The sequence below is a fragment of the Thioalkalivibrio sp. ALJT genome (genome assembly GCF_000381825.1).
Taxonomy (GTDB): Bacteria; Pseudomonadota; Gammaproteobacteria; order Ectothiorhodospirales; family Ectothiorhodospiraceae; genus Thioalkalivibrio.
The window spans coordinates 267,803-287,902 of record NZ_KB907122.1; the positions used below are offsets into that span (position 1 = coordinate 267,803).

At 65.7% G+C, this 20,100-nt stretch carries 20 protein-coding genes and 1 pseudogene; 1 reads left to right on the top strand and 20 read right to left on the bottom strand.

Going from position 1 to position 20,100, the window contains the following annotated elements; all coding sequences use genetic code 11:
- Positions 1 to 126: 126 nt before the first annotated feature.
- The 18 genes from G332_RS0103540 to rpoE form a co-directional block, all read right to left on the bottom strand.
- Positions 127 to 1,428, bottom strand: coding sequence for an adenylosuccinate synthase (locus G332_RS0103540; RefSeq protein WP_019625615.1), 1,302 nt, complete (start codon positions 1,426 to 1,428; stop codon positions 127 to 129).
- Entirely contained in the window at positions 1,428 to 2,618 is a 1,191-nt protein-coding gene (locus G332_RS0103545) for an ATP phosphoribosyltransferase regulatory subunit (RefSeq protein WP_019625616.1), read from the bottom strand. Before G332_RS0103545 ends, G332_RS0103540 begins: the two co-directional genes overlap by 1 nt.
- Positions 2,619 to 2,735: 117 nt before the next feature.
- Positions 2,736 to 3,617: a protease modulator HflC gene (gene hflC / locus G332_RS0103550; protein WP_019625617.1), complete on the bottom strand. Its 882-nt coding sequence runs from the start codon at positions 3,615 to 3,617 to the stop codon at positions 2,736 to 2,738.
- On the bottom strand, positions 3,617 to 4,834 hold the full coding sequence (hflK, locus tag G332_RS0103555) for an FtsH protease activity modulator HflK (RefSeq protein ID WP_019625618.1): 1,218 nt from the start codon (positions 4,832 to 4,834) through the stop codon (positions 3,617 to 3,619). The genes hflC and hflK overlap by 1 nt, the downstream gene beginning before the upstream one ends.
- Positions 4,835 to 5,271: 437 nt before the next feature.
- Positions 5,272 to 5,655 (bottom strand): holo-ACP synthase, encoded by a 384-nt coding sequence (gene acpS / locus G332_RS0103560; protein WP_019625619.1) that lies wholly within the window; start codon positions 5,653 to 5,655, stop codon positions 5,272 to 5,274.
- Between the two features lie 5 nt (positions 5,656 to 5,660).
- Entirely contained in the window at positions 5,661 to 6,428 is a 768-nt protein-coding gene (pdxJ, locus tag G332_RS0103565) for a pyridoxine 5'-phosphate synthase (RefSeq protein WP_019625620.1), read from the bottom strand.
- 32 nt (positions 6,429 to 6,460) lie between these two features.
- Positions 6,461 to 7,117 (bottom strand): DNA repair protein RecO, encoded by a 657-nt coding sequence (locus G332_RS0103570; protein WP_019625621.1) that lies wholly within the window; start codon positions 7,115 to 7,117, stop codon positions 6,461 to 6,463.
- A 22-nt stretch (positions 7,118 to 7,139) separates the two neighbouring features.
- A complete protein-coding gene (era, locus tag G332_RS0103575) occupies positions 7,140 to 8,060 on the bottom strand; it encodes a GTPase Era (RefSeq protein WP_019625622.1) in 921 nt (306 codons plus the stop codon).
- Entirely contained in the window at positions 8,057 to 8,734 is a 678-nt protein-coding gene (rnc, locus tag G332_RS0103580; RefSeq protein WP_019625623.1) for a ribonuclease III, read from the bottom strand. The genes era and rnc overlap by 4 nt, the downstream gene beginning before the upstream one ends.
- Positions 8,735 to 8,772: 38 nt before the next feature.
- Entirely contained in the window at positions 8,773 to 9,129 is a 357-nt protein-coding gene (locus G332_RS0103585) for a DUF4845 domain-containing protein (protein ID WP_019625624.1), read from the bottom strand.
- A gap of 74 nt (positions 9,130 to 9,203) precedes the next feature.
- The gene (gene lepB / locus G332_RS0103590) at positions 9,204 to 9,974 is read right to left on the bottom strand and encodes a signal peptidase I (RefSeq protein ID WP_019625625.1); all 771 of its coding nucleotides are present in this window, start codon (positions 9,972 to 9,974) and stop codon (positions 9,204 to 9,206) included.
- Positions 9,975 to 10,040: 66 nt separating this feature from the next.
- Entirely contained in the window at positions 10,041 to 11,852 is a 1,812-nt protein-coding gene (lepA, locus tag G332_RS0103595; RefSeq protein WP_019625626.1) for a translation elongation factor 4, read from the bottom strand.
- Positions 11,849 to 12,088, bottom strand: a complete 240-nt coding sequence (locus G332_RS0103600) for a glutaredoxin family protein (RefSeq protein ID WP_017940958.1) — start codon at positions 12,086 to 12,088, stop codon at positions 11,849 to 11,851. The genes lepA and G332_RS0103600 overlap by 4 nt, the downstream gene beginning before the upstream one ends.
- A 103-nt stretch (positions 12,089 to 12,191) precedes the next feature.
- A complete protein-coding gene (locus tag G332_RS0103605) occupies positions 12,192 to 13,619 on the bottom strand; it encodes a DegQ family serine endoprotease (RefSeq protein ID WP_019625627.1) in 1,428 nt (475 codons plus the stop codon).
- A 234-nt stretch (positions 13,620 to 13,853) separates the two neighbouring features.
- On the bottom strand, positions 13,854 to 14,342 hold the full coding sequence (locus G332_RS0103610) for a SoxR reducing system RseC family protein (RefSeq protein ID WP_019625628.1): 489 nt from the start codon (positions 14,340 to 14,342) through the stop codon (positions 13,854 to 13,856).
- Positions 14,343 to 14,382: 40 nt separating this feature from the next.
- Positions 14,383 to 15,372: a MucB/RseB C-terminal domain-containing protein gene (locus G332_RS0103615; protein WP_019625629.1), complete on the bottom strand. Its 990-nt coding sequence runs from the start codon at positions 15,370 to 15,372 to the stop codon at positions 14,383 to 14,385.
- Between the two features lie 7 nt (positions 15,373 to 15,379).
- Positions 15,380 to 15,940 (bottom strand): sigma-E factor negative regulatory protein, encoded by a 561-nt coding sequence (locus G332_RS0103620; protein WP_019625630.1) that lies wholly within the window; start codon positions 15,938 to 15,940, stop codon positions 15,380 to 15,382.
- Positions 15,941 to 15,952: 12 nt separating this feature from the next.
- Positions 15,953 to 16,534 carry an RNA polymerase sigma factor RpoE gene (gene rpoE / locus G332_RS0103625; RefSeq protein ID WP_019625631.1) on the bottom strand — a complete coding sequence of 194 codons (582 nt, stop codon included), beginning with the start codon at positions 16,532 to 16,534 and terminating at the stop codon, positions 15,953 to 15,955.
- A gap of 144 nt (positions 16,535 to 16,678) precedes the next feature.
- Here rpoE and nadB point away from each other — a divergent pair, with 144 nt between their 5' ends.
- The gene (gene nadB / locus G332_RS0103630; protein WP_026340564.1) at positions 16,679 to 18,319 is read left to right on the top strand and encodes an L-aspartate oxidase; all 1,641 of its coding nucleotides are present in this window, start codon (positions 16,679 to 16,681) and stop codon (positions 18,317 to 18,319) included.
- Positions 18,320 to 18,387: 68 nt separating this feature from the next.
- Here nadB and G332_RS0103635 read toward each other — a convergent pair whose 3' ends face one another.
- Positions 18,388 to 19,116, bottom strand: coding sequence for a ferredoxin--NADP reductase (locus tag G332_RS0103635; protein ID WP_026340565.1), 729 nt, complete (start codon positions 19,114 to 19,116; stop codon positions 18,388 to 18,390).
- Positions 19,113 to 19,971 (bottom strand): annotated as a pseudogene (gene mazG / locus G332_RS12630) (nucleoside triphosphate pyrophosphohydrolase). Before mazG ends, G332_RS0103635 begins: the two are co-directional and overlap by 4 nt.
- Positions 19,972 to 20,100 lie beyond the last annotated feature (129 nt).

Consider the following 20,100-nt stretch of genomic DNA (forward strand, 5'->3'; position numbering starts at 1 on the left):
AGCATGAAGCCCGGAGGGCCGTTTCGTGTGTGCGCCTGCTGACTGGCCACACCGGCAAGGGCCTGCCCGGGCCATCACCGGGCAGGCCCCCGCCGCCATCCGGCCGCGCGGGTCAGCCGTCGCGAATCAGGCGTCGAAGGGGTCGCGCAAAACCAGGGTCTCGTCGCGATCCGGGCCGGTAGAGATCATGTCGATCGGCACCCCGACCACCTCCGAAAGCCGCTCCAGATAGGCGCGCGCATTGGCCGGCAGGTCATCGTATTCGCGCACGCCCACAGTCGACTCCTGCCAGCCCGGCATTTCTTCGTAGACGGGCGTGCAGGCGGCATAGGCCTCGGCCCCGGAGGGCGGCGCCTCGCGCCGTTCGCCGTCGCAGTTATAGCCCACACAGACCTGCACGGTCTCGAGGCCATCCAGCACATCCAGCTTGGTCATGCACAGCCCGCTGATGCTGTTCACCTGGACCGCCCGTTTCAGCGCGACCGCATCGAACCAGCCGCAACGCCGGGCGCGCCCCGTGGTGGAACCGAACTCGTTGCCCTGACGTGCCAGATGTTCGCCCATGTTATCGAACAGCTCGGTCGGGAACGGCCCGGCACCCACGCGCGTGGTGTAGGCCTTGGTGATACCCAGAACATAGTCGATGTCGCGGGGCCCCACGCCGGAGCCAGTGGAGGCCCCGCCCGCCGTAGTATTCGACGAGGTCACGAACGGGTAGGTCCCGTGGTCGATATCGAGCAGAGTGCCCTGCGCCCCCTCGAACATCACGTCCTTGTTCTGCTCGCGCAGGGTGTGCAGGCGGCCGGCCACATCCGTCACCATCGGCTGCAGGCGCTCGGCATGGGCCAGGCACTGCTCGAGGACCTCCTGCTGATCCACACCCGGCGCCTTGAAGTAATGCTTCAGCGCGAAGTTGTGATAGTCCATCACCTCGCCCAGCTTCGCGGCCAGGCGCTCGCGATGGAACAGATCATCCAGACGCAGGCCGCGCCGCGCGACCTTGTCCTCGTAGGCAGGCCCGATCCCGCGCCCGGTCGTGCCGATCGCCGCCTTGCCGCGCGCCTTCTCGCGCGCGTGGTCCAGTGCCACGTGATACGGGAGGATCAGCTGGCAGGCATCCGACAGGCGCAGGCGCTCCGCGACCGGCACCCCCTTCGCCTCCAGCTGTTCCATCTCGGTGATCAGGGCCTCCGGCGACAGCACGACCCCATTGCCGATCATGCACTCGACACCCTCACGCAGGATGCCGGAGGGGATCAGGTGCAACACGGTCTTCTCGCCATTGATCACCAGGGTATGGCCAGCGTTGTGCCCGCCCTGGAAACGCACCACGGCGGCGGCATCCTCGGTCAGACGATCGACGATCTTGCCCTTGCCCTCGTCACCCCACTGGCTGCCCAGCACCACTACGAAACGTCCCATCGGCATCAATGCTCCACGACCGTCCATTCCCCGTCGCGCAGCTCCAGCCGCGCATTCGAGGGCGATTCAAGTTCCTGTCCTTCCAGCTCGCGCACGACGCGAACCCCTTGCTCGCGCAGGTCGGCAATCGCGGCCTCCAGGGCCGCATCATCGGTTGCGGGTGCGCACACACTCTGGCACGGCCCCACCTCCGGTGCGCGGGCGCTGTCGCCGCGGACAAAGGTGCGCAGATCGGTGCTGAACCCGGTAGCGGCACGGGCACGTCCGAACACCCGACCAATCTCGTTATAACGCCCGCCGCGAGCGATGGCCTGACCCGACCCCGGCACAAAGGCCGCGAACACCAGCCCGGTGTGATAGGCGTAGCCTCGCAGCTCCGCCAGATCCACGTGCAGGTCCAGCCCCGGCTCGCTGGCCTGCAGGCGCGCGACCACGGCCTGCAGGTGATCCAGTGCCGCCGCGACTTCCGCAGGGGCCCCGGCCAGGGCCGTCCGCGCCGTGTCCAGCACCCCGGCACCCCCGTTCAGATCCACCAGCCGCCGCAGTCGGGCACACGCGGCGGCATCCAGCCCCGCGGCTTGCCAGGCCTCCAGTGTCACCTCGATCTCGGGGACACTCTTGCGCTGTAACTGATCGAAAAACTCCTGCTCCTGAGCCGCATCCAGTCCCGCATCCCGCGCCAGGGCGCGGTAAATGCCGACATGGCCGAGATCCATGCTTGGCCGGGTTACCCCGCAAACCGACAGGGTGGCCAGCATCAGGCGAATGATCTCGAGGTCGCTGTCGAGGCCATCGTGACCGAACAGCTCGGCACCGGCCTGCAACGGGCTGCGCGAACCCGACCAATCATCGGCACGGGTCCGCAACGCGCTGCCCACGTAGCACAGACGATTCGGGCCCTGCACGCGCAGGCGGTGGGCGTCGATACGCGCCACCTGCGGGGTCAGGTCGGCGCGCACACCCATCATGCGCCCGGTGAGCTGATCGGTCAGTTTGAAGGTCTGCAGGTCCAGTGCATGGCCGGCGCCGGTGAGCAACGACTCCAGATACTCGGCCAGCGGCGGCATGACCAGGTCGTAGCCCCAGGTGTCGAACTGGTCCAGCACCCGTCGACGAAGGGATTCCAGTCGGCGTGCGGCATCCGGAAGGGCTTCCTCCAGTCCGTCCGGCAGCAGCCAGCGATTGATATCGGTCATCTCGTCCCTGCTCGTGTCCCGTGCCCTACCCGGCAAAAGTCGGGCCCGGAAGATCCGGGCCCGACACATACGGCCACTTAAAACGCGGCCTCGGCCGCCCGAAGGCCCGCTGCCGCGCTAGCGCGGCAGCGGGGCCGGGCGTTCGCCACCCGGTGCATTGAAGAACTGGAAGAACTCGGAGTTCGGTTCCAGGATGAAGGTGCTGTTCTCGCCCGACATGCTGCTGCGGTAGGCAATCAAGCTGCGGTAGAAGCGGAAGAACTCCTCGTCGGCACCAAACGAACGACCCAGTGTCTCGGTCGCTCGGGCATCCCCGGCACCGCGGATTTCTTCCGCTTCGCGGTAGGCGTTCGCCAGGATCACCGTCCGGTCACGATCGGCCCGCGAACGAATACGCTCGGCCTCCTCCTGGCCCCGAGCACGGAAGTCCTGGGCGACACGTTCACGTTCGGCACGCATACGCTCGTACACCGATTCCGACACCTCGTCCGGGAGGTCCATCCGGCGCACACGCACGTCGACCAGGTTGATACCCAGTTCACGCGCGGTCTCCAGCGCCGTCTGGCGTACTGCGCCCATGATCGCGAGGCGCTCGCCGGCAACCACTTCCTGCAGCTCGTAGCGGGCGAATTCGTTTCGCATGCCGTCACGCAGGATCTGGGCCAGGCGCTCCTCGGCCAGGCGTTCGTCACCGCGGGTTGCGCGGAAGAACTGGCCGACATCATCAATACGCCACTTGGCGTAGAAATCGACAATGATGTTCTTCGCCTCGGAGGTCAGGAACCGGTCCGGCGGGATGTTCAGCGTCATGATCCGGGCATCGAACTTCTCGATATTCTGGATCAGCGGAAACTTGAAATGCAGACCCGGCTCCGGGTCCACCTGCCGGATTTCGCCAAGGGCGAACTTGATGACGCGCTCGCGCTCGTCGACGGTGTACGTCGAGAGTGCGACCACGATCGCGATCACGACGACCGCAATACCCGCTATGCGTACCATTAGCGCACCTCCCGCGAACGCTGGACCGACGGATCACGCGTGCTGCCGCCGAGACGATTCATGCCAGTGCCAGTACCCATGGCACTGCGGCGCGTGTCGATCGGCTGCGGCGTCGGGGTGTCATTGCCGTGGCGCGTGGTACCGGTGCCACTGAACAGCTGGTCCAGCGGCAGCATCATCAGGTTGTTGCTGCTGCCCACGTCCAGCATCAGCTTCCGGGAGTCTTCCAGCACGTCCTGAAGGGTCTCGAGGTACAGGCGATCGCGCGTGACCTCGGGGTACTGCTGATATTCCACCAGCAACTGGTCGAAGCGGGAGGCATCACCCTGGGCCCGTGCGATCACCTGATCGCGGTAGCCCTCGGCCTCCTCGAGGATACGTGCCGCCTGACCACGGGCACGCGGGATCACGCCATTGGCGTAGGCCTCGGCCTCGTTGCGGAACCGGACTTCGTCTTCGCGCGCCCGGATAGCGTCAGCGAAGGCTTCCTGCACCGGCTCCGGCGGCTGCGCCTGCTGCATGGACACGGCCGTAACCGTGATCCCCGCACCGTAGGCGTCGAGGCTTTCCTGCATCACCACACGCGCAGCGGAGGCGATCTCGCCACGCCCTTCACCGAGGATGAAATCCAGGTTGGAACGCCCGACCCGTTCGCGGATGGCCGACTCCATCACCCGGTTCACGGTGGTGTCCGGATTACGCACGTTGAACAGGTAGTCCACCAGATCGAGGATGCGGTACTGCACCGCAATATCGATATCGATGATGTTTTCGTCACCGGTGAGCATCAGCGCGCGATGCTCGAGCGTCCGAACGTTATCGACATTCTCGATCTCGATACGCTCGATGGGATACGGCAGATGCCAGCCCGGGCCCGGGGTCTTCACTTCCTGGAACTCACCGAAGCGCAGCACGACGCCGCGCTCGCCTTCCGAAATAATATGGAAGCCGGAGGCCAGCCAGACCACCAGGGCAATGATCAGACCAAGGCTGATCAGGGCCTGCGACCCGCGCCCCATGCCGCCGGAACCGGAACCACCGGAGTCACCGCCGCCGCCACCAAAGATGCCGTTCAGCTGCCGAGACAGCTTGCGCATCATCTCTTCGAGGTCCGGCGGCTGCTGGTTGCCGCCACCGCCACCACCGCTTCCGCGCTGGCCACCGCCACCCCCGCTCCAGGGGTCGCGGTTGTTGTTTCCCGGTTCGTTCCAGGGCATGAACTGAACTCCGTCGCTCGCTCAGGGCTGCGCCCGCGTCAACATCCTGGGACGCCGGCGGGCAGAAGGAGACACATTCTAGGGAGCCGCCTCCACCCGGGCAACCACGCCCGGAAGGAAAGACGGGTTACTCGCTGCCCCAAAGGGACACGAATCAATGGACACACTCGCTGCTTGGTCGCTTTTGCGTGCGCACAAGGCACGGTGACGGTCGTGCAGTCATTCTGCACAAAGGAGCCGCAACGCTGTGCGCGCCCGTATTCGATAACAACAGGCGGCCGAGCCCCTGCTCTCAACAGGTTGTGGGGTTGGCACCCCGGGTTCCCCCGGTCCGGCGTCGCGCCCCGAATCCATCCGAAACGGGCGGGTCAAACCCCTCCTCGCTGCGCACCGCGCCTTGTCTCGGAAAACGCCGGGGTGCCAACGCGAGCGTGGCATTAATCCGTGTTTCCCTCGAGGACCACGAAGGCCTGGGCATATTCGCATTCATCGCTGATGCTGAGATGGATCGTGCGTACACCAAGGCGATTCGCCGTAGCCCGGACCCGCCCGACCAGCACGAACTCGGGACGCCCGCGCGGGTCATGGGTGACGCCCGCCTCGGCCAGCGCCATGTCGGCCCCGATACCACAACCGAGCGCCTTGGCCAGGGCCTCCTTGGCGGCAAAGCGCCGGGCCAGAAACCCGGCCGGTTCAACAGATGGCAGATCGGCCTGCTCCAGCGGATGCAGGATGCGCTCGGCGAGGCGGCGGCCGTGACGCTCCCACATCGCACGCATGCGAGCGACCTGGACCAGATCAGTCCCGATACCGAGGATCATCCCGCTCAGACCGGGTATTGTCCGGCCGGCAGGCCCTGGCGCGCCGCATCCATCAGCCCGCGCATGTGACTGACCGCCTCGGGCAGACCGGTAAACAGCGCCCGCGCCACAATCGAATGGCCGATATTCAGTTCATGGAACACGGGGTTGGCCGCAATCGGGCGGACGTTGTCGTAGTCCAGGCCGTGACCGGCATTGATGATCAGCCCCATGTCGCGACCCGCCGCTGCCGCATCGTTGATGCCGGCCAGCAGGCGTTCGCGCTCGGCGGCGTCACGGGCATTTGCATAGGACCCGGTATGCAGCTCCACCACCGGCGCCCCAATCGCCACGGCGGCCTCCAGCTGGCGCACATCCGGCTCCACGAACAGCGAGACCTCGATCCCCGCCTCGCGCAGCGGCGCCACAAAGGCACGCAGGCGATCCAGCTGACCGACGGCATCCAGACCGCCCTCGGTGGTCAGCTCCTCACGCTTTTCCGGGACGATGCAGCAGGCCTCCGGCCGCAGCTTCAGGGCAATGGCCTGCATGCCCTCGGTGGCCGCCATTTCGAGATTCATCGGCACCTTCAGGCGCGGCTTGATCCCGAACACGTCGTCATCCTGTATATGCCGGCGATCCTCGCGCAAATGCAGGGTGATGGAATCGGCCCCGCTGGCCTCCGCCAGCCGTACCGCCTGCATCAGGTCGGGATAAGGGGTATGGCGAGCCTGACGAATCGTGGCGATGTGGTCGAGGTTGACGCCAAGCTTGAGCGGAGCAGGATGCGACATGAGGCAGGGCCCTTGTATGGTGTACTGCCGGACTACAGCAGACCGCGGGTTCGCAGCGGCCGGCCCGCCAGATGAGTATCGATCAACCGGCGCATGAAGTCGCGGCTGATGCGGGCGAGATTATCCGGGACCGCATGGCCGCTGGCCAGCGCCCGCAAGGCCACCCCGGGTATGGCCGCGTCACCCCCGGCGGCCACCACGTCCAGCCCGCCGGACGGGTCGTAGCGATACCAGCGGTCGGGTTCGAGCTCGGCCGGGTTCAGGTGTTCGAGCCCGGAATCGAGCGGGGCGAGCAGGGCCCATTCGGCACGCCGCAGCACCATGTCGGCGCGCTCGCCGGCGGCCAGACGGGCATACCCCGAAAGCAATGCCGGCAGGGCCTCGGGGATCGGGGCCTCACGCGGGTAAAGGCGCAACACCAGTTCGTTCAGGTACAGACCACAGACCAGCGCGCGCCCGGTCAGCGGATACACGCGCTGCTGTTCCGCGACGCTGAGGGTGGGCAGATCGCCGCGGCCGCGCCAGGCCAGGTCCAGCAGGACGAAGGGCTGCACCGCCCCGGCCTTGCCCCGCACGACTGCCGACAGGCGGCCGGCCTCCGCAGTCAGCAGGTCCAGTACGCGGCTGTTTTCACGCAACGGACGCGCATGCAACACCACACCCTGGGTGACGGCAGGGGCGGCGCTCATCGCTCGTCCCGGGTCGGGCGCCTCACCGGGATTCTTCGATACCCAGCTCGCGCAGGGCGCGCGGATTACAGGTCCAGTCCGGCTCCACCCGCACGGTCAGGCGCAGCATCACCTTGCGCCCCAGCAGTTGCTCGAGCTGGATGCGCGCGGCCTGGCCGATGCGCTTGAGTCGCTGCCCGCCCTTGCCGATCACGATGCCTTTCTGACTGTCACGTTCAACCAGAATCACGGCATCAATATGCGTGGTGCGAGGCTCGTCGGACCAGTCCTCCACGCGTACCGCAACCGAATAGGGCACCTCCTGCCCGAGATGCTCCAGCATCGACTCGCGGATCATCTCCTCGGCGCGAAAGCGTTCCGGCCGATCCGAAAGCTGTTCCGGGTCGTACAGGAAGGGGCCCTGCGGCAGACGCTGCCGGACCTCGGCGATCAGGCCTTCGAGGTTGGAACCGGTGCGGGCCGAAAGCGGCACCACCCCGGCGTAGTCGAAGGCCGCCATGCGCGCCTCGATGAAGGGCAGCAGCTCCTCCTTGGCACGAAACTGGTCGACCTTGTTGATCACCAGCAGCGCCGGACGGCCAGAGTCCCGGATGGTCGCCTCGATGCGCTCGTCGCCCGGATTGAACTGGCCCGCCTCGACCAGGAAGCAGACCAGGTCGGCATCCGCCAGGGCATGACTGGCGGTGCGATTCAGGACCCGGTTCACCAGCTGCGTACGTTCGGTGTCGATCCCCGGGGTATCCATCAGCACGATCTGGTCCTGCCCCTCGGTCACAATGCCGAGGATGCGGTTGCGGGTCGTGTGCGGGCGCCGCGTGGTGGCTGCCAGCTTTTCGCCCACCAGACGGTTCAGCAAGGTCGTCTTGCCCACGTTGGGCCGGCCGATCAGTGCAACCAGACCACAACGCGAGGCGGCGGACTCCGGGGCTTCGGATTCGCTCATTGTTCCTGTACCTGTTGCAGACGCTTCAGGGCGGCCTCGGCCGCCGCCTGTTCGGCGCGGCGCCGCGAGGAGCCCTGCCCACGCTGGGCCCAGCCCTGGCTCGGCAGGTGCACGGCCACGGTGAACTGGCGCTTGTGATCGGGGCCGCTCACCTCCAGCACCTCATAAACCGGGAGCTCGGCATTACGCCCCTGCAAGCGCTCCTGGAGACGCGTCTTGGGGTCCTTGAGCGACTCGGCCGAGGGCAGGTCGTCCAGACGCTCGGCATACAGCGCCAGGGTAAAATCCCGTGCCGCCTGCATGCCGGCCTCGCGATAGGTCACCCCGATCAGGGCCTCCACCGCATCCGCCAGAATCGAATCACGCCGCTGCCCGCCACTCTTGCGTTCGCCCTGCCCCAGATTGAGCGTACCTTCCAGCCCCGTCTCCCGCGCCAGGGCCGCCAGAGATTCACGATTCACCAGGGCCGCCCGCAGGCGGGTCAGATCACCTTCCGGGGCATCGGGCAGCCTCTCGAACAGGGCATCGGCGATCACCAGCCCCAGCACGGCGTCCCCCAGGAACTCGAGCCGTTCGTTGTTGCGCCCGCCCGCACTGCGGTGAGTCAGCGCCTGGCCCACACCTGCACCGTCGCGCACGGCCGGCGGCAGCAGGCTGCGAAAGTTACGACTCACAAAATACCCCCGGGGATGGACAACAACGCGGCCACCCCCTACGGGGCAAGCCTTTCGGTATTCGAGAAGCGCGCGACCACATCCACATTGCCGAGAAACTCGCGACGTACCTCGTACTCCACATGCAAGTGGCGCCCGGCACCGTCCTCGGTCACGGTGAAGTGATCCTGACTGATTCCGTCATACACGGAATTGATCTGGAAACGGCGATTGAGCTCGCGCCAGAGTTCGCGCTCGCTCTTCTCCGCGGCCCCGGTATGGGAGGCAACGTCCTGCATGATGGAACGCACCGTCAAGTACTGGGTGTACTGCGTACCCATCTTGACCACGAAGGTACCCACCAGCAACGCCAGAAAGATCAGTGCCAGGATGGTTACGGCGCCCGCGCCGCGCATCGAATATCTGGAATGTCTAATCATTGTCTGCCCCTGTTGCCCCACGCCCGCGACAGCCACCCAGGCATGACAGGCTAGCGAATCGCCTGACCAATGCGGGAAAAGTCCCGATGGCCTTCATTGTAGTCCCAATGCAGCCAGATAAAGAGGGCCCGGCCTACCAGCAGATCCTCGGAGACAAACCCCCAGGACCGGCTGTCGTTGGAGTTGTCGCGATTGTCACCCACCATGAAGTAGTGGCCATCGGGCACGGTCACGGAACCATCTGCACCGAGTTGCTGCGCGCGCATCAGGGTATTGTAGGTGCGCCCGTCCAGCGTCTCCTCCAGGATCGACGCTCCTGACATCACCTGCCCGGAACCCTCGCCCTCGAAGGTCCCCACACGCTCGGCCGGCTGCGGTTCACCGTTCACGTACAAGACGCGATCGCGGAACGCGATATGGTCTCCCGGCAGACCGATCACGCGCTTGATGTAGTCCTCCTGCGGATTGCGCGGATACTTGAAGACCACCACCTCCCCGCGCTCGGGATCGCGCACGTCAAAGATCTTGGTCCGCGTAACCGGCAGCCGGACTCCATAGGTGAACTTGCTGACCATGATGAAATCGCCCACCAGCAGGGTCGGCATCATCGAACCGGACGGGATACGGAAGGGCTCGGCCACGAACGAGCGCAGGATCAGCACGATCAGCAGCACCGGAAAGAACGAGCGCGAATAGTCCACAAACCAGGGCATCTCGCGCTGGCGCTCCGGGCTGCGACGCCGGCGCAGGATCACCCAGCCCAGCCAGATCAGGCCGGTCACGGCGGTTGCCAGCACCAGGATCAGTTCGAGATTTGCCATACCGCGTCCTTTTTTACCGACCCGCCGGGTCTGATCGCACCCCCGAACGGGGTCGCGAACGGATTGTCATTTCTTGTCATCGTCCACCGACAGCACTGCCAGGAAGGCCTCCTGCGGCACATCGACCTTGCCGATCGACTTCATGCGCTTCTTGCCGGCCTTCTGCTTCTCCAGCAGCTTGCGCTTGCGCGAGACGTCGCCGCCGTAGCACTTGGCCAGCACGTTCTTGCGCATCGCCTTGACCGTCGCGCGAGCAATAATCTTGGACCCGATCGCCGCCTGGATCGCGACCTCGTACATCTGGCGCGGGATGATCTTGGCCATGCGCTCGATGATCTCGCGCCCACGGGACTCGGCATGGTCGCGATGCACAATCGCCGAGAGCGAATCCACGCGATCGCCGTTGATCAGGATATCCACGCGCACCAGCGGGGCCGGCTGAAAGCGCAACGGCTGGTAGTCGAACGAGGCATAGCCGCGAGTGGCCGACTTCAGCCGATCGAAGAAATCGAGCATCACCTCGGACATCGGCAGCTCATAGGACAACTGCACCTGGCGTCCGAGGTACTGCATCTTCGTCTGCACACCGCGCTTTTCCACGCACAGGGTGATCACCGCGCCCACGTATTCCTGCGGGACCAGGATGTTGGCCTCGATGATCGGCTCGCGAATCTCCGCGACCTCGTTCGTCGGAGGCAACTCGGACGGATTGTGAACCGTAACCACCTCCCCGTCGTTGCGCTCTACCTCGTAGACCACGGTGGGCGCGGTGGTAATCAGGTCCAGGTCGTATTCCCGTTCCAGGCGTTCCTGCACAATCTCCATGTGCAGCATTCCGAGGAAGCCGCAGCGAAAGCCGAAGCCCAGCGCCTGCGAGCTCTCCGGTTCAAAGGACAGCGCAGCGTCGTTCAGGCGCAGTTTGTCCAGCGCCTCGCGCAGATCATTGAAATCGTCCGCGCTGACCGGGAACAGGCCGGCAAACACCCGCGGCTGGATCTCCTGGAATCCCGGCACCGGCTCGTCGGCCGGTTTGTTGAAGTCGGTAAAGGTATCGCCCACCTTGGCCCCGGAGATGTCCTTGATGGTCGCGATCAGGTACCCGACATCTCCCACCTCGAGGGTCTCGCGGTCCACCGGCTTGGGTGTAAACACTCCCACGCGGCTGACCTCGTGGGCGCGCCCCACCGACATCGCCTTGATCTTCTGCCCCGCGTAGAAGCGTCCGGCCTTGACCCGTACCAGCGCGACGACGCCCAGGTAGTTGTCATACCAGGAATCAATCACCAGCGCCTTGGGTGCGGCCTCGGGATCCGCAGCCTCCGGTGGCGGGATGCGACGCACAATCTCTTCCAGCAACTCGGCGACGCCCACACCGGTTTTAGCGGAGACACGCAGCGCGTCGGTGGCCTCGATACCGATCACGTCCTCGATCTCGGCCGCCACCCGATCGGGCTCGGCCGCCGGCAGATCGATCTTGTTCAGCACCGGGACGACCTCCAGCCCCTGGTCAATCGCGGTGTAGCAGTTCGCAACACTCTGCGCCTCGACGCCCTGCGAGGCATCCACCACCAGCAACGCACCCTCGCAGGCGTACAGCGAGCGCGAGACCTCGTAGGAGAAATCCACATGTCCGGGCGTGTCGATCAGGTTCAACTGGTAGCGCTGACCATCCCGGGCGTCGTAATACAACGACACGCTTTGCGCCTTGATGGTAATCCCGCGCTCGCGCTCCAGGTCCATTGAATCCAGCACCTGCTCCGACATCTCGCGGTCGGTCAGGCCGTGACAGCCCTGGATCAGGCGGTCGGCCAGCGTCGACTTGCCATGATCGATATGCGCAATAATGGAGAAATTACGGGTGAGACGGGTTTCGGTCATGCAGGGGCCAGTTGGTCCAGCAGTGCCTTTCGGTCGAGGAAATGGCAGCAGAGAATGTCGCCGTCGACCGCAAGCACCGGGACCTTGACGTTGAAACGCGCCTGCAGCTCCGGGTCCTCGTCGATGTCGACGACCGTAAGCGCGAAAGTATAACGGCTTTTGAGCGCCATGATCTCGGCCAGCATGTCATGGCAAAGACCGCAGCTCTCGCGGTGATAAAGCGTCAGCTCGGTCATGCCCGGCCCTGCATGACGCCCGCCCCCCCGGGGCAAGCACCGGACACGACAAACCCCGCGACCGGGCCGCACCGACCCGGCCCGGGTTGGTACAACCGTCGCATCAGTCCCGCGGGACGCGCAGGGCGATATAGGTGGGATTACCGCCCCGGTAGACCAGTACCGGCACCGTGCGGCGGTCACCGACCGCGTCGAGCAGGCGCTCCAGGGTCTCCAGCGAATCCACCGCCTCGCCCCCGATCTGCACGATCACATCACCGGAACGCACCCCGGCCGCGCGCGCCGGGTGATCGACCACCTCGCGCACCACCAGGCCACCTGTAACATCCAGCTCCTCGGCCGCGGAACGGTCCAGCGGCTCCAGGACCATTCCCAGAAGGCTCTGCGGCTGAACCGGGTCCGGCTGCTCCGGACGCGGCCCACCGCGTTGGGCCGAGATATCTTCCGGCAGACGCTCGATCTCGACCTCGAGGGTCAGGGTCTCGCCCCCGCGGCGCACCTCGACCTCGACCTCGGTCCCCACCGGCGTGCGCCCGACGATCGGCGGCAGTGCCGAGGAGTTGGGCACCTCGATCCCGTTGAACGAAAGGATCACATCCCCGCTCTCGAAGCCTGCCTTCTGCGCCGGGCTGTCGGACTGCACCCGCGCGACCAGGGCGCCGGTGGGCTTGTCCATGCCAAAGGAGTCGGCGAGTTCGCGCGTGACCTCCTGGATCAGTACGCCCAGCCAGCCACGGCTGACTTCGCCCTGCTCACGCAGCTGGCGCACCACGTCCTCCACGATCTCGATCGGCACCGCGAACGAAAGCCCCATGAAGCCGCCAGTACGGCTGTAGATCTGGGCATTCACGCCAATCACCTCGCCATCCATGTTCAGCAGCGGCCCGCCGGAATTACCGGGGTTGATCGCCACATCGGTCTGGATAAAGGGTACGTAGTTCTCGGTCGGCAGATTGCGGCCCTTGGCGCTGACAATGCCGGCCGTCACCGAATGATCAAAGCCGAACGGCGAACCGATCGCCAGCACCCACTCGCCCACGCGCAGATCGGCCGAGGAACCCAGCGCCAGCGTCGGGAGGTCGTTCGCGTCGATCTTCAGCAGGGCCACATCACTCTGTGGATCCTTTCCGACGATCTCGGCGTCATATACGCGGCGGTCGGACAGGTGCACCACAACCTCCGAGGCCCCCTCGACCACGTGATTTGCGGTAATGATGTAGCCGTCTTCGCTGTAGATGAAGCCGGAACCCAGCGAGTTACGCTGAAAGCTCTCCGGGGCCCGACGTCCCTCCTCCCCGCCAGGGCTTCCGAAGAACCGCTCGAACAGATCCTCGAACGGCGTACCCTCGAAATCCGGGATCTGACCGCGATGCTGACGTTCGCTCTCGCGGGTCGTCGCGATATTCACGACCGCCGGGCTGTGCTCCTCCGCCAGCGGCACGAAGTCCGGCAGCATGCGCGCGGACGCCGGCAGCGACAGGGCCAGAAAAGTAAGGGCGACCAGCGCCCATTGCATCGATTTCATCATCATCCAACCCGTATTGGAAAAACGTGGATTCATCGCTCCAGGAGCCTGTCGGATTTGGGGCGGATCGGCTGCGCGTGCGGGAGCACGGCCCTATTTCCGCTCTCTCTCACTGCATAGCCCCGCTGTGCGCCTCAAGAGACCGAAAAAAGGCCCTCAATCTCCCAACACGCTCGCGACGATCGCCTCAACCCGACAAACTCCTAGAGAAGGAATCGGACAAGCAAGTTCCCGCCCGGATCAGTTTCTTGATACCACCCCGGGGGCGGCAACGCGATGACGACCGGCAGACGGGTGACGCTCCAGTAAGACCGGGGCCAGATCGGGGGCCCTGCGGCGCAGCCAGCCGCGTACGCCCAGCAGACCGACCGTGAACCCCAGGGCCCCGGCCAGTAGGTGATAGCCCTCGCTCAGACCGGGTGCAACCCACATCAGCAAGGCGGGTGCCGCCACCAGTCCCGCGAGCGGCAGGAGATACATCGCCAGAGCCCCGGAAACCAGCGCCTGATCACGAACACCCAGTGTGACCGTATCCCCCGGCTGCAGGTTGCCGGGATGGCCGATTGTCACCTCGACCGCCTTGCGCCCCAGAACCTCCGACAAAACGCCGCTGCCACAGCCACTGCGGGCCGAGCAACTGCCGCAGGTCGACTGCCGCTCGATACGCACACGGGCCTCGTAACCGGCCACCGCCAGCACCGTACCCTGTTCACGAATCCATTCACTCATGGTGGACATTCATGGGACGCGAGCGCAGCGGATAGCCGCCCTACTCGCCTTTCTCGCCAGGATGATAGACCACCGCACCCAGCACCCCCCGCACGGTCTGCCGCGGGACATCACCGACTGCGGTGACCTGGTGCCCGGCGACGGAGCGCGCGGCACCATGGGTAGCGCCGGCACGGGTCGTCCCTTCGAACATCTGTTCGCCTCGGCCCGATTCGACATAAACAGAGATCGAGGCCAGCCCGTCACTCAATACGAAATGGCGTTGCCGCGCGCCGTCTTCACCAACACGGCGCTCCGTGGCCGCAATCGCCGTAAACCCTTCTGGCAGACCGCTGAAGCCCCACCCGCCCATGCCGGTGCGGTCATCCCATTCCAGCCTCTCGTGGCCGCGGTCGGCCCGCACCTCGATCCGCTCGACATCCGCGCGGCGGGGCTCCAGCGCATCATCAGGGACCCCGTCCAGGCGTTCCAGCTCGGTAAACACCAGGCGCTCCAGCAGGGCGCCGTCCCCGGCGTAGAGCTCGCTCAGCAGGGGCAGCGCGGTATCGGCATGCAGGCAGTAACGATGGCTGTAGCGCAACGTATCGAGCGCCCGCGCGAGGATCATCCGGCAATCGAGCCCGGCCACGCGGTCCATGCCCATATCCTCCAGGGCATAGCGATCGTGTCCCTTGAGGAGAAACACTGGCGCCGAGGCTGGCCAGTGGGGCGCTGTATCCTCTTTGGAGTCGGCTCGGGCACCTTTGAGGGCACTCAGGCGATCAACCGAACGCAGGATCTCGCGCGGGCTGCCGGTCAGGGTTTCCAGGCGCTCGCGATAACCGCCGTTATCGGCCGCATGGACGACACGAATGGTGTCCAGTCGGTCATCGCGCTGAAGGACAAAGGTCCCCTGGTAGCTCTCGGCATGCAGGCTGGCCGTCATGCGCTGCAACCAGTCGCTCGCGGAGGCAGCCCCGGCGAGCAACGAAAGCGGTAGCCAGCAGAGCGCAGTGGCTGCCACCAGGGCAAACGGCAGACTGCGGCGCATTATCGCGTTACTCGTCGCCCATCGAATAGCGTACGCGCCCAAGCGCAGGAGAACCCAGACCGGTCAGTTCCGCGTGTTGTTCGAGGTAGCGTGCAAAGCGCGGGTCCAGGGTCTCGCGTTCGCTTCCCGGCGCCTCGCCGGTACTGACACGCTGTGCCCCGTCGGCCACCTGTGCGGGAGCCGTACTTTCACTGACGACCGGCGCCGCCTCCGGAGACCCGGATTCCGGACCGATCATCTGCATGCCCACCAGGGTCACCATGGCCACGGCCGCAGCAACACCGGTGCCGGCGACGGGCTTCAGCCAGCGCGGGTGCGCCGGAGTCTGTGCCACCTGCAGCGCGGGCTCATCGGCCAGGGCCTTGTGAATATCGTCCATGAAACGAGCGGGTGCGGTGCGCCGCATGCCGCCACGCAGACTGTCGCCGATCAGGTGGTACCGCTCCCAGCGAGCCCGGTCCCGCTCCGACTTCACCAGTTCATCCATCAAACGACGCGTCTCGAAGTCATCCGTTTCGCCGTCTACCAGAGCCGACAGACGTTCATTCTTGGAGACTTGTTCATTCATGGCGCTACTCGTTCAGTTGTCGTCTAACAGCGGACGCAGGGTCCGATCGATGGCCTCGCGGGCCCGGAATATGCGCGACCGGACCGTGCCGATCGGGCATCCCATCGTCTGCGCGATCTCCTCGTAACTCAGGCCTTCAATCTCGCGCAGCGTGATGGCCATCCGAAGGTCATCGGGCAATTCCTCGATGGTGCGACGCACCGCCCCTTCAATCTCTTCGGACAACAGCTCCCCTTCCGGGGTTGCACTGTCTTTCAGGGCAGAATCACCGCCCATCTGTTCCGCGTCCTGCGCATCGACTTCGGCCTCGGGCCGGCGTCGCCCCTGGGAAACCAGGTAGTTTTTGGCCGTATTGATGGCGATGCGGTAGAGCCACGTATAGAACGCACTCTCGCCCCGAAAGTTCGCCAGCCCCCGGTAGGCCTTGATGAAGGCCTCCTGAGAGACGTCCAGCGCGGCTGCGTGATCATGCACGTAGCGCCCGACCAGGTTGACGATCTTGTGCTGGTATTTCAGCACCAGGACATCGAAAGCCGCCTTGTCGCCGTTCTGAACTCGCTTGACGAGGGCCTCGTCGGAAGCCTTCTCGCTCATGCGGGGACTCCCGCCAGCACACCAGTCTTCGGTAATCTATGGTGCATGGACCGCCTGACTCGCATTAAGTTCGCATTGCGCACAACACTGTTGCGCACGGGCCACATTTTGCTCTGGCAACAAGCGCAGCACGTTACCTGAGCCATGGGGTCAGCACAACAACCCCGACTTACAGACGTACTGGTCATCGGGAGCGGCGCTGCGGGTCTCTCGGCCGCTCTGCATCTGGCACCGCATCGGCGGGTCACGGTGATCAGCAAGGGCCCGATGGACGAAGGCTCCACTCGCTACGCCCAGGGCGGGATCTCTGCGGTACTGGACCGCACCGACTCCTTTGATGCCCACATCCGCGACACCCTGGATGCCGGCGCCGGCCTGTGCGACCCGGACGCGGTACGCCGCACCGTCGCCGCCGGGCCCGAGGCGATCCACTGGCTGCTGAACCTCGGGGTCCCGTTCACCCGCGAGCCCATGGAGGGGCGCAGCCGCCTGCATCTGACCCGCGAGGGCGGACACAGCGCGCGGCGCGTGGCCCATGCCGCCGATGCTACCGGCCGCGCGATCGAGGATGCGCTGGTAAAGAACGCCTCCGGTCAGGCCAGCATCGACGTCTTCGAGCGCCATGTAGCGGTGGACCTGATCACCCAGACCGTCGAAGGCACCCGCCGCGTGGTCGGCGCCTACGTGCAGGATGCGCAGACCCGTGAGGTAGAGACCCTGCTCGCCCCCACCGTGATCCTGGCCACGGGTGGCGCCAGCAAGGTCTACCTGTACAGCTCCAATCCCGACGGCGCCACCGGCGACGGCATCGCGATGGCATGGCGTGCCGGCTGCCGCATCGCGAACATGGAGTTCATGCAGTTCCACCCGACCTGCCTCTACCACCCGCGCGCAAAATCGTTCCTGATCTCCGAGGCGGTACGCGGCGAGGGTGGCCTGCTCCAGCTCCCCGACGGCGAGCGCTTCATGCCGCGCTTCGACGAACGCGCAGAACTGGCCCCGCGCGATATCGTCGCCCGTGCGGTGGACCACGAGATGAAGCGACTTGGCCTGGATCACGTGCACCTGGATATCAGCCACAAACCGGCGGAGTTCATCCGCGAGCACTTCCCGACCATCCACGAACGCTGCCTGGAATTCGGCTTCGACATGACCCGCGAGCCGCTGCCGGTCGTGCCGGCGGCGCACTACACCTGTGGCGGGGTGATGGTGAACCCCTTCGGCCAGACCGATCTGCCCGGCCTGTACGCGGCCGGCGAGGTCTCCTGTACCGGTCTGCACGGGGCCAACCGCATGGCCAGCAACTCGCTGCTGGAGTGCCTGGTCTACGCCCGCGCCGCCGCCGAGCACATCCTCTCGCAGACCGATCTCCCGCAGCCGGAACAGCTGCCGGTCCCGCCCGCCTGGGATGAATCCCGCGTCACCGAATCACAGGAAGAGGTCGTAGTGGCCCACGACTGGGACGAACTGCGCCGCCTGATGTGGGACTACGTGGGCATCGTGCGCACGCGCGAGCGCCTGCATCGGGCCGAGCGCCGCATCCGCATCCTGCAGGAGGAGATCCACGACTACTACAGCCATTTCCGCATCTCACCGGACCTGCTGGAGCTGCGCAATCTGGCCATGGTGGCCGAGATTATCGTGAAGAGCGCACTGTCACGTCGGGAGAGCCGCGGGCTCCACTACATCCGCGACTACCCCGACACCGATCCGGCCCTGGACGGTCAGCCGACCATCCTGGCGCCGGACAATGCCCTGCGCCCGGGTGACCAGCGCCGCCCGTAAGGGGCATTCCCGCATGGCAGGCCACCGCAGGCAACGTGGCATCCTGCCGCTTGATCACGCCATGAGTGTTACCACCACTTCTCGTATTTCAGCTGAGCTTCGGGGATACCCCATGCCGCCAGCAGGGTCGCCATGTCCTCGATGAACTCGCGCGAACCGCAGAAATAGAACAGCGCATCGCGCGGCAGGTCCAGCGACTCCAGCAGCGCATGACTGATGCGGCCAGTATGCCCCAGCCAGTCTTCTGCCTCGCGTGTGACCGTCAGGCTGACGTCGATGTTCGGCGCCGCGGCCATCGCCTCCAGTTCCTGCGGGAACAGTACCTCGTCCTGGCGGGCCACACTGTAGACCAGGTGCGCATAGACATCCGGCATCCCGGCATGGATCGCACGCAGAATGCCGAACAGGGGCGTCACCCCGATGCCCGCGCCCAGCAAGACCACGTTCTTTGCCATGCCGGGTTCAAAATAGAAGTTGCCCTGCCCGGAGGTGATGTACACCGTATCGCCTTCCTGCGCGACGGTGTGCAGGTAATGGGTGGCCGCATGATGATCGGCAAACTTGATCGCCAGCTGCATGCGCCCGTCCGCCCGCGGGGCGGAGACCACCGAGTACCCCCCGACGAAGGGCTTGCCATCCGACCGCGGGATCACCAGGTCGAGCCACTGGCCCGCCTTGCTGGAAAACCGCCGCGGGTCCGCCGCCAGCGTAAACACCTTGATCAGCGGGGTGACCTGCTCGATGCGCTCAATGCGGGCGGGCAGAAAATGATCAGGCAGTTCCACGGCTTCGCTCATCTCGGATCCTTGGTCTCGAATTGCGGTTGCGCCGCGCTCGTCGCGGCGTGCCTGCTGGGACAGGGCCTCCTGGCTGGCAAAGTCCAGGGCCTCCAGTGCCTCGCCGCGCGCAGCCGCCAGCGCCTCCATACGGCGGAACCGCGCCTCGAACTTGCGCGTACTCGCTCGCAGCGCACCCTCCGGATCCACACCCAGATGGCGGGCCCAGTTACTGACGGCAAACAGCACATCACCCAGCTCCTCGGTGATACGGGCCGCGCCCTCGCCCTGCGCCACTGCATCCTGCACCTCTGCCAGTTCTTCCTCGATCTTGGCCATCACCGGGGCCGGGTCATCCCAGTCGAAGCCGAGACGCGCGGCCCGGCGCTGAGTCTTGACCGCCCGCGACAACGCCGGCAAGGCCAACGGGATGTCGTCCATCGCACTGGTCTGGGCACGATCCTTGCGCTCCTTCGCCTTTTCCGCCTCCCAGGCCGCTGCACGCGCAGCGTCAGAAGCATACGCCACGTCGGCAAACACATGCGGATGCCGGCGCACCAGCTTATCGCCGAGAGCACGCGCGACATCGTCGAGATCGAAGCGGCCGGCCTCCTCGGCGATACGGGCCTGGAATACCACCTGAAACAGCAGATCGCCCAGCTCGTCTCGCAGCTCGCGGGTGTCTGCAGGCCGACCCTGGTCACGCGCAATCACGTCCGCCAGTTCGAAGGCCTCCTCCAACGTGTGCGGAACGATACTGGCGGCAGTCTGGGCCCGGTCCCAGCCACAGCCACTCTCGGGGTCGCGCAATCGCGCCATGATGGCACGCAGCCGCGACAGCGCAGCAGATGGTGGGGGCGGGGTGTGAGCAGCCATCGCGCGAGTGTACGGCCTCCGGCGAGCGGGCAAAACCAGCTGCGCGGGCAACGAAGATTCGGGACACGCGCATCCGTGTGTCCCGGCACGCCGGGCGCCCCTCCAGCAAGGACGGCCGCCCGGCGTCTG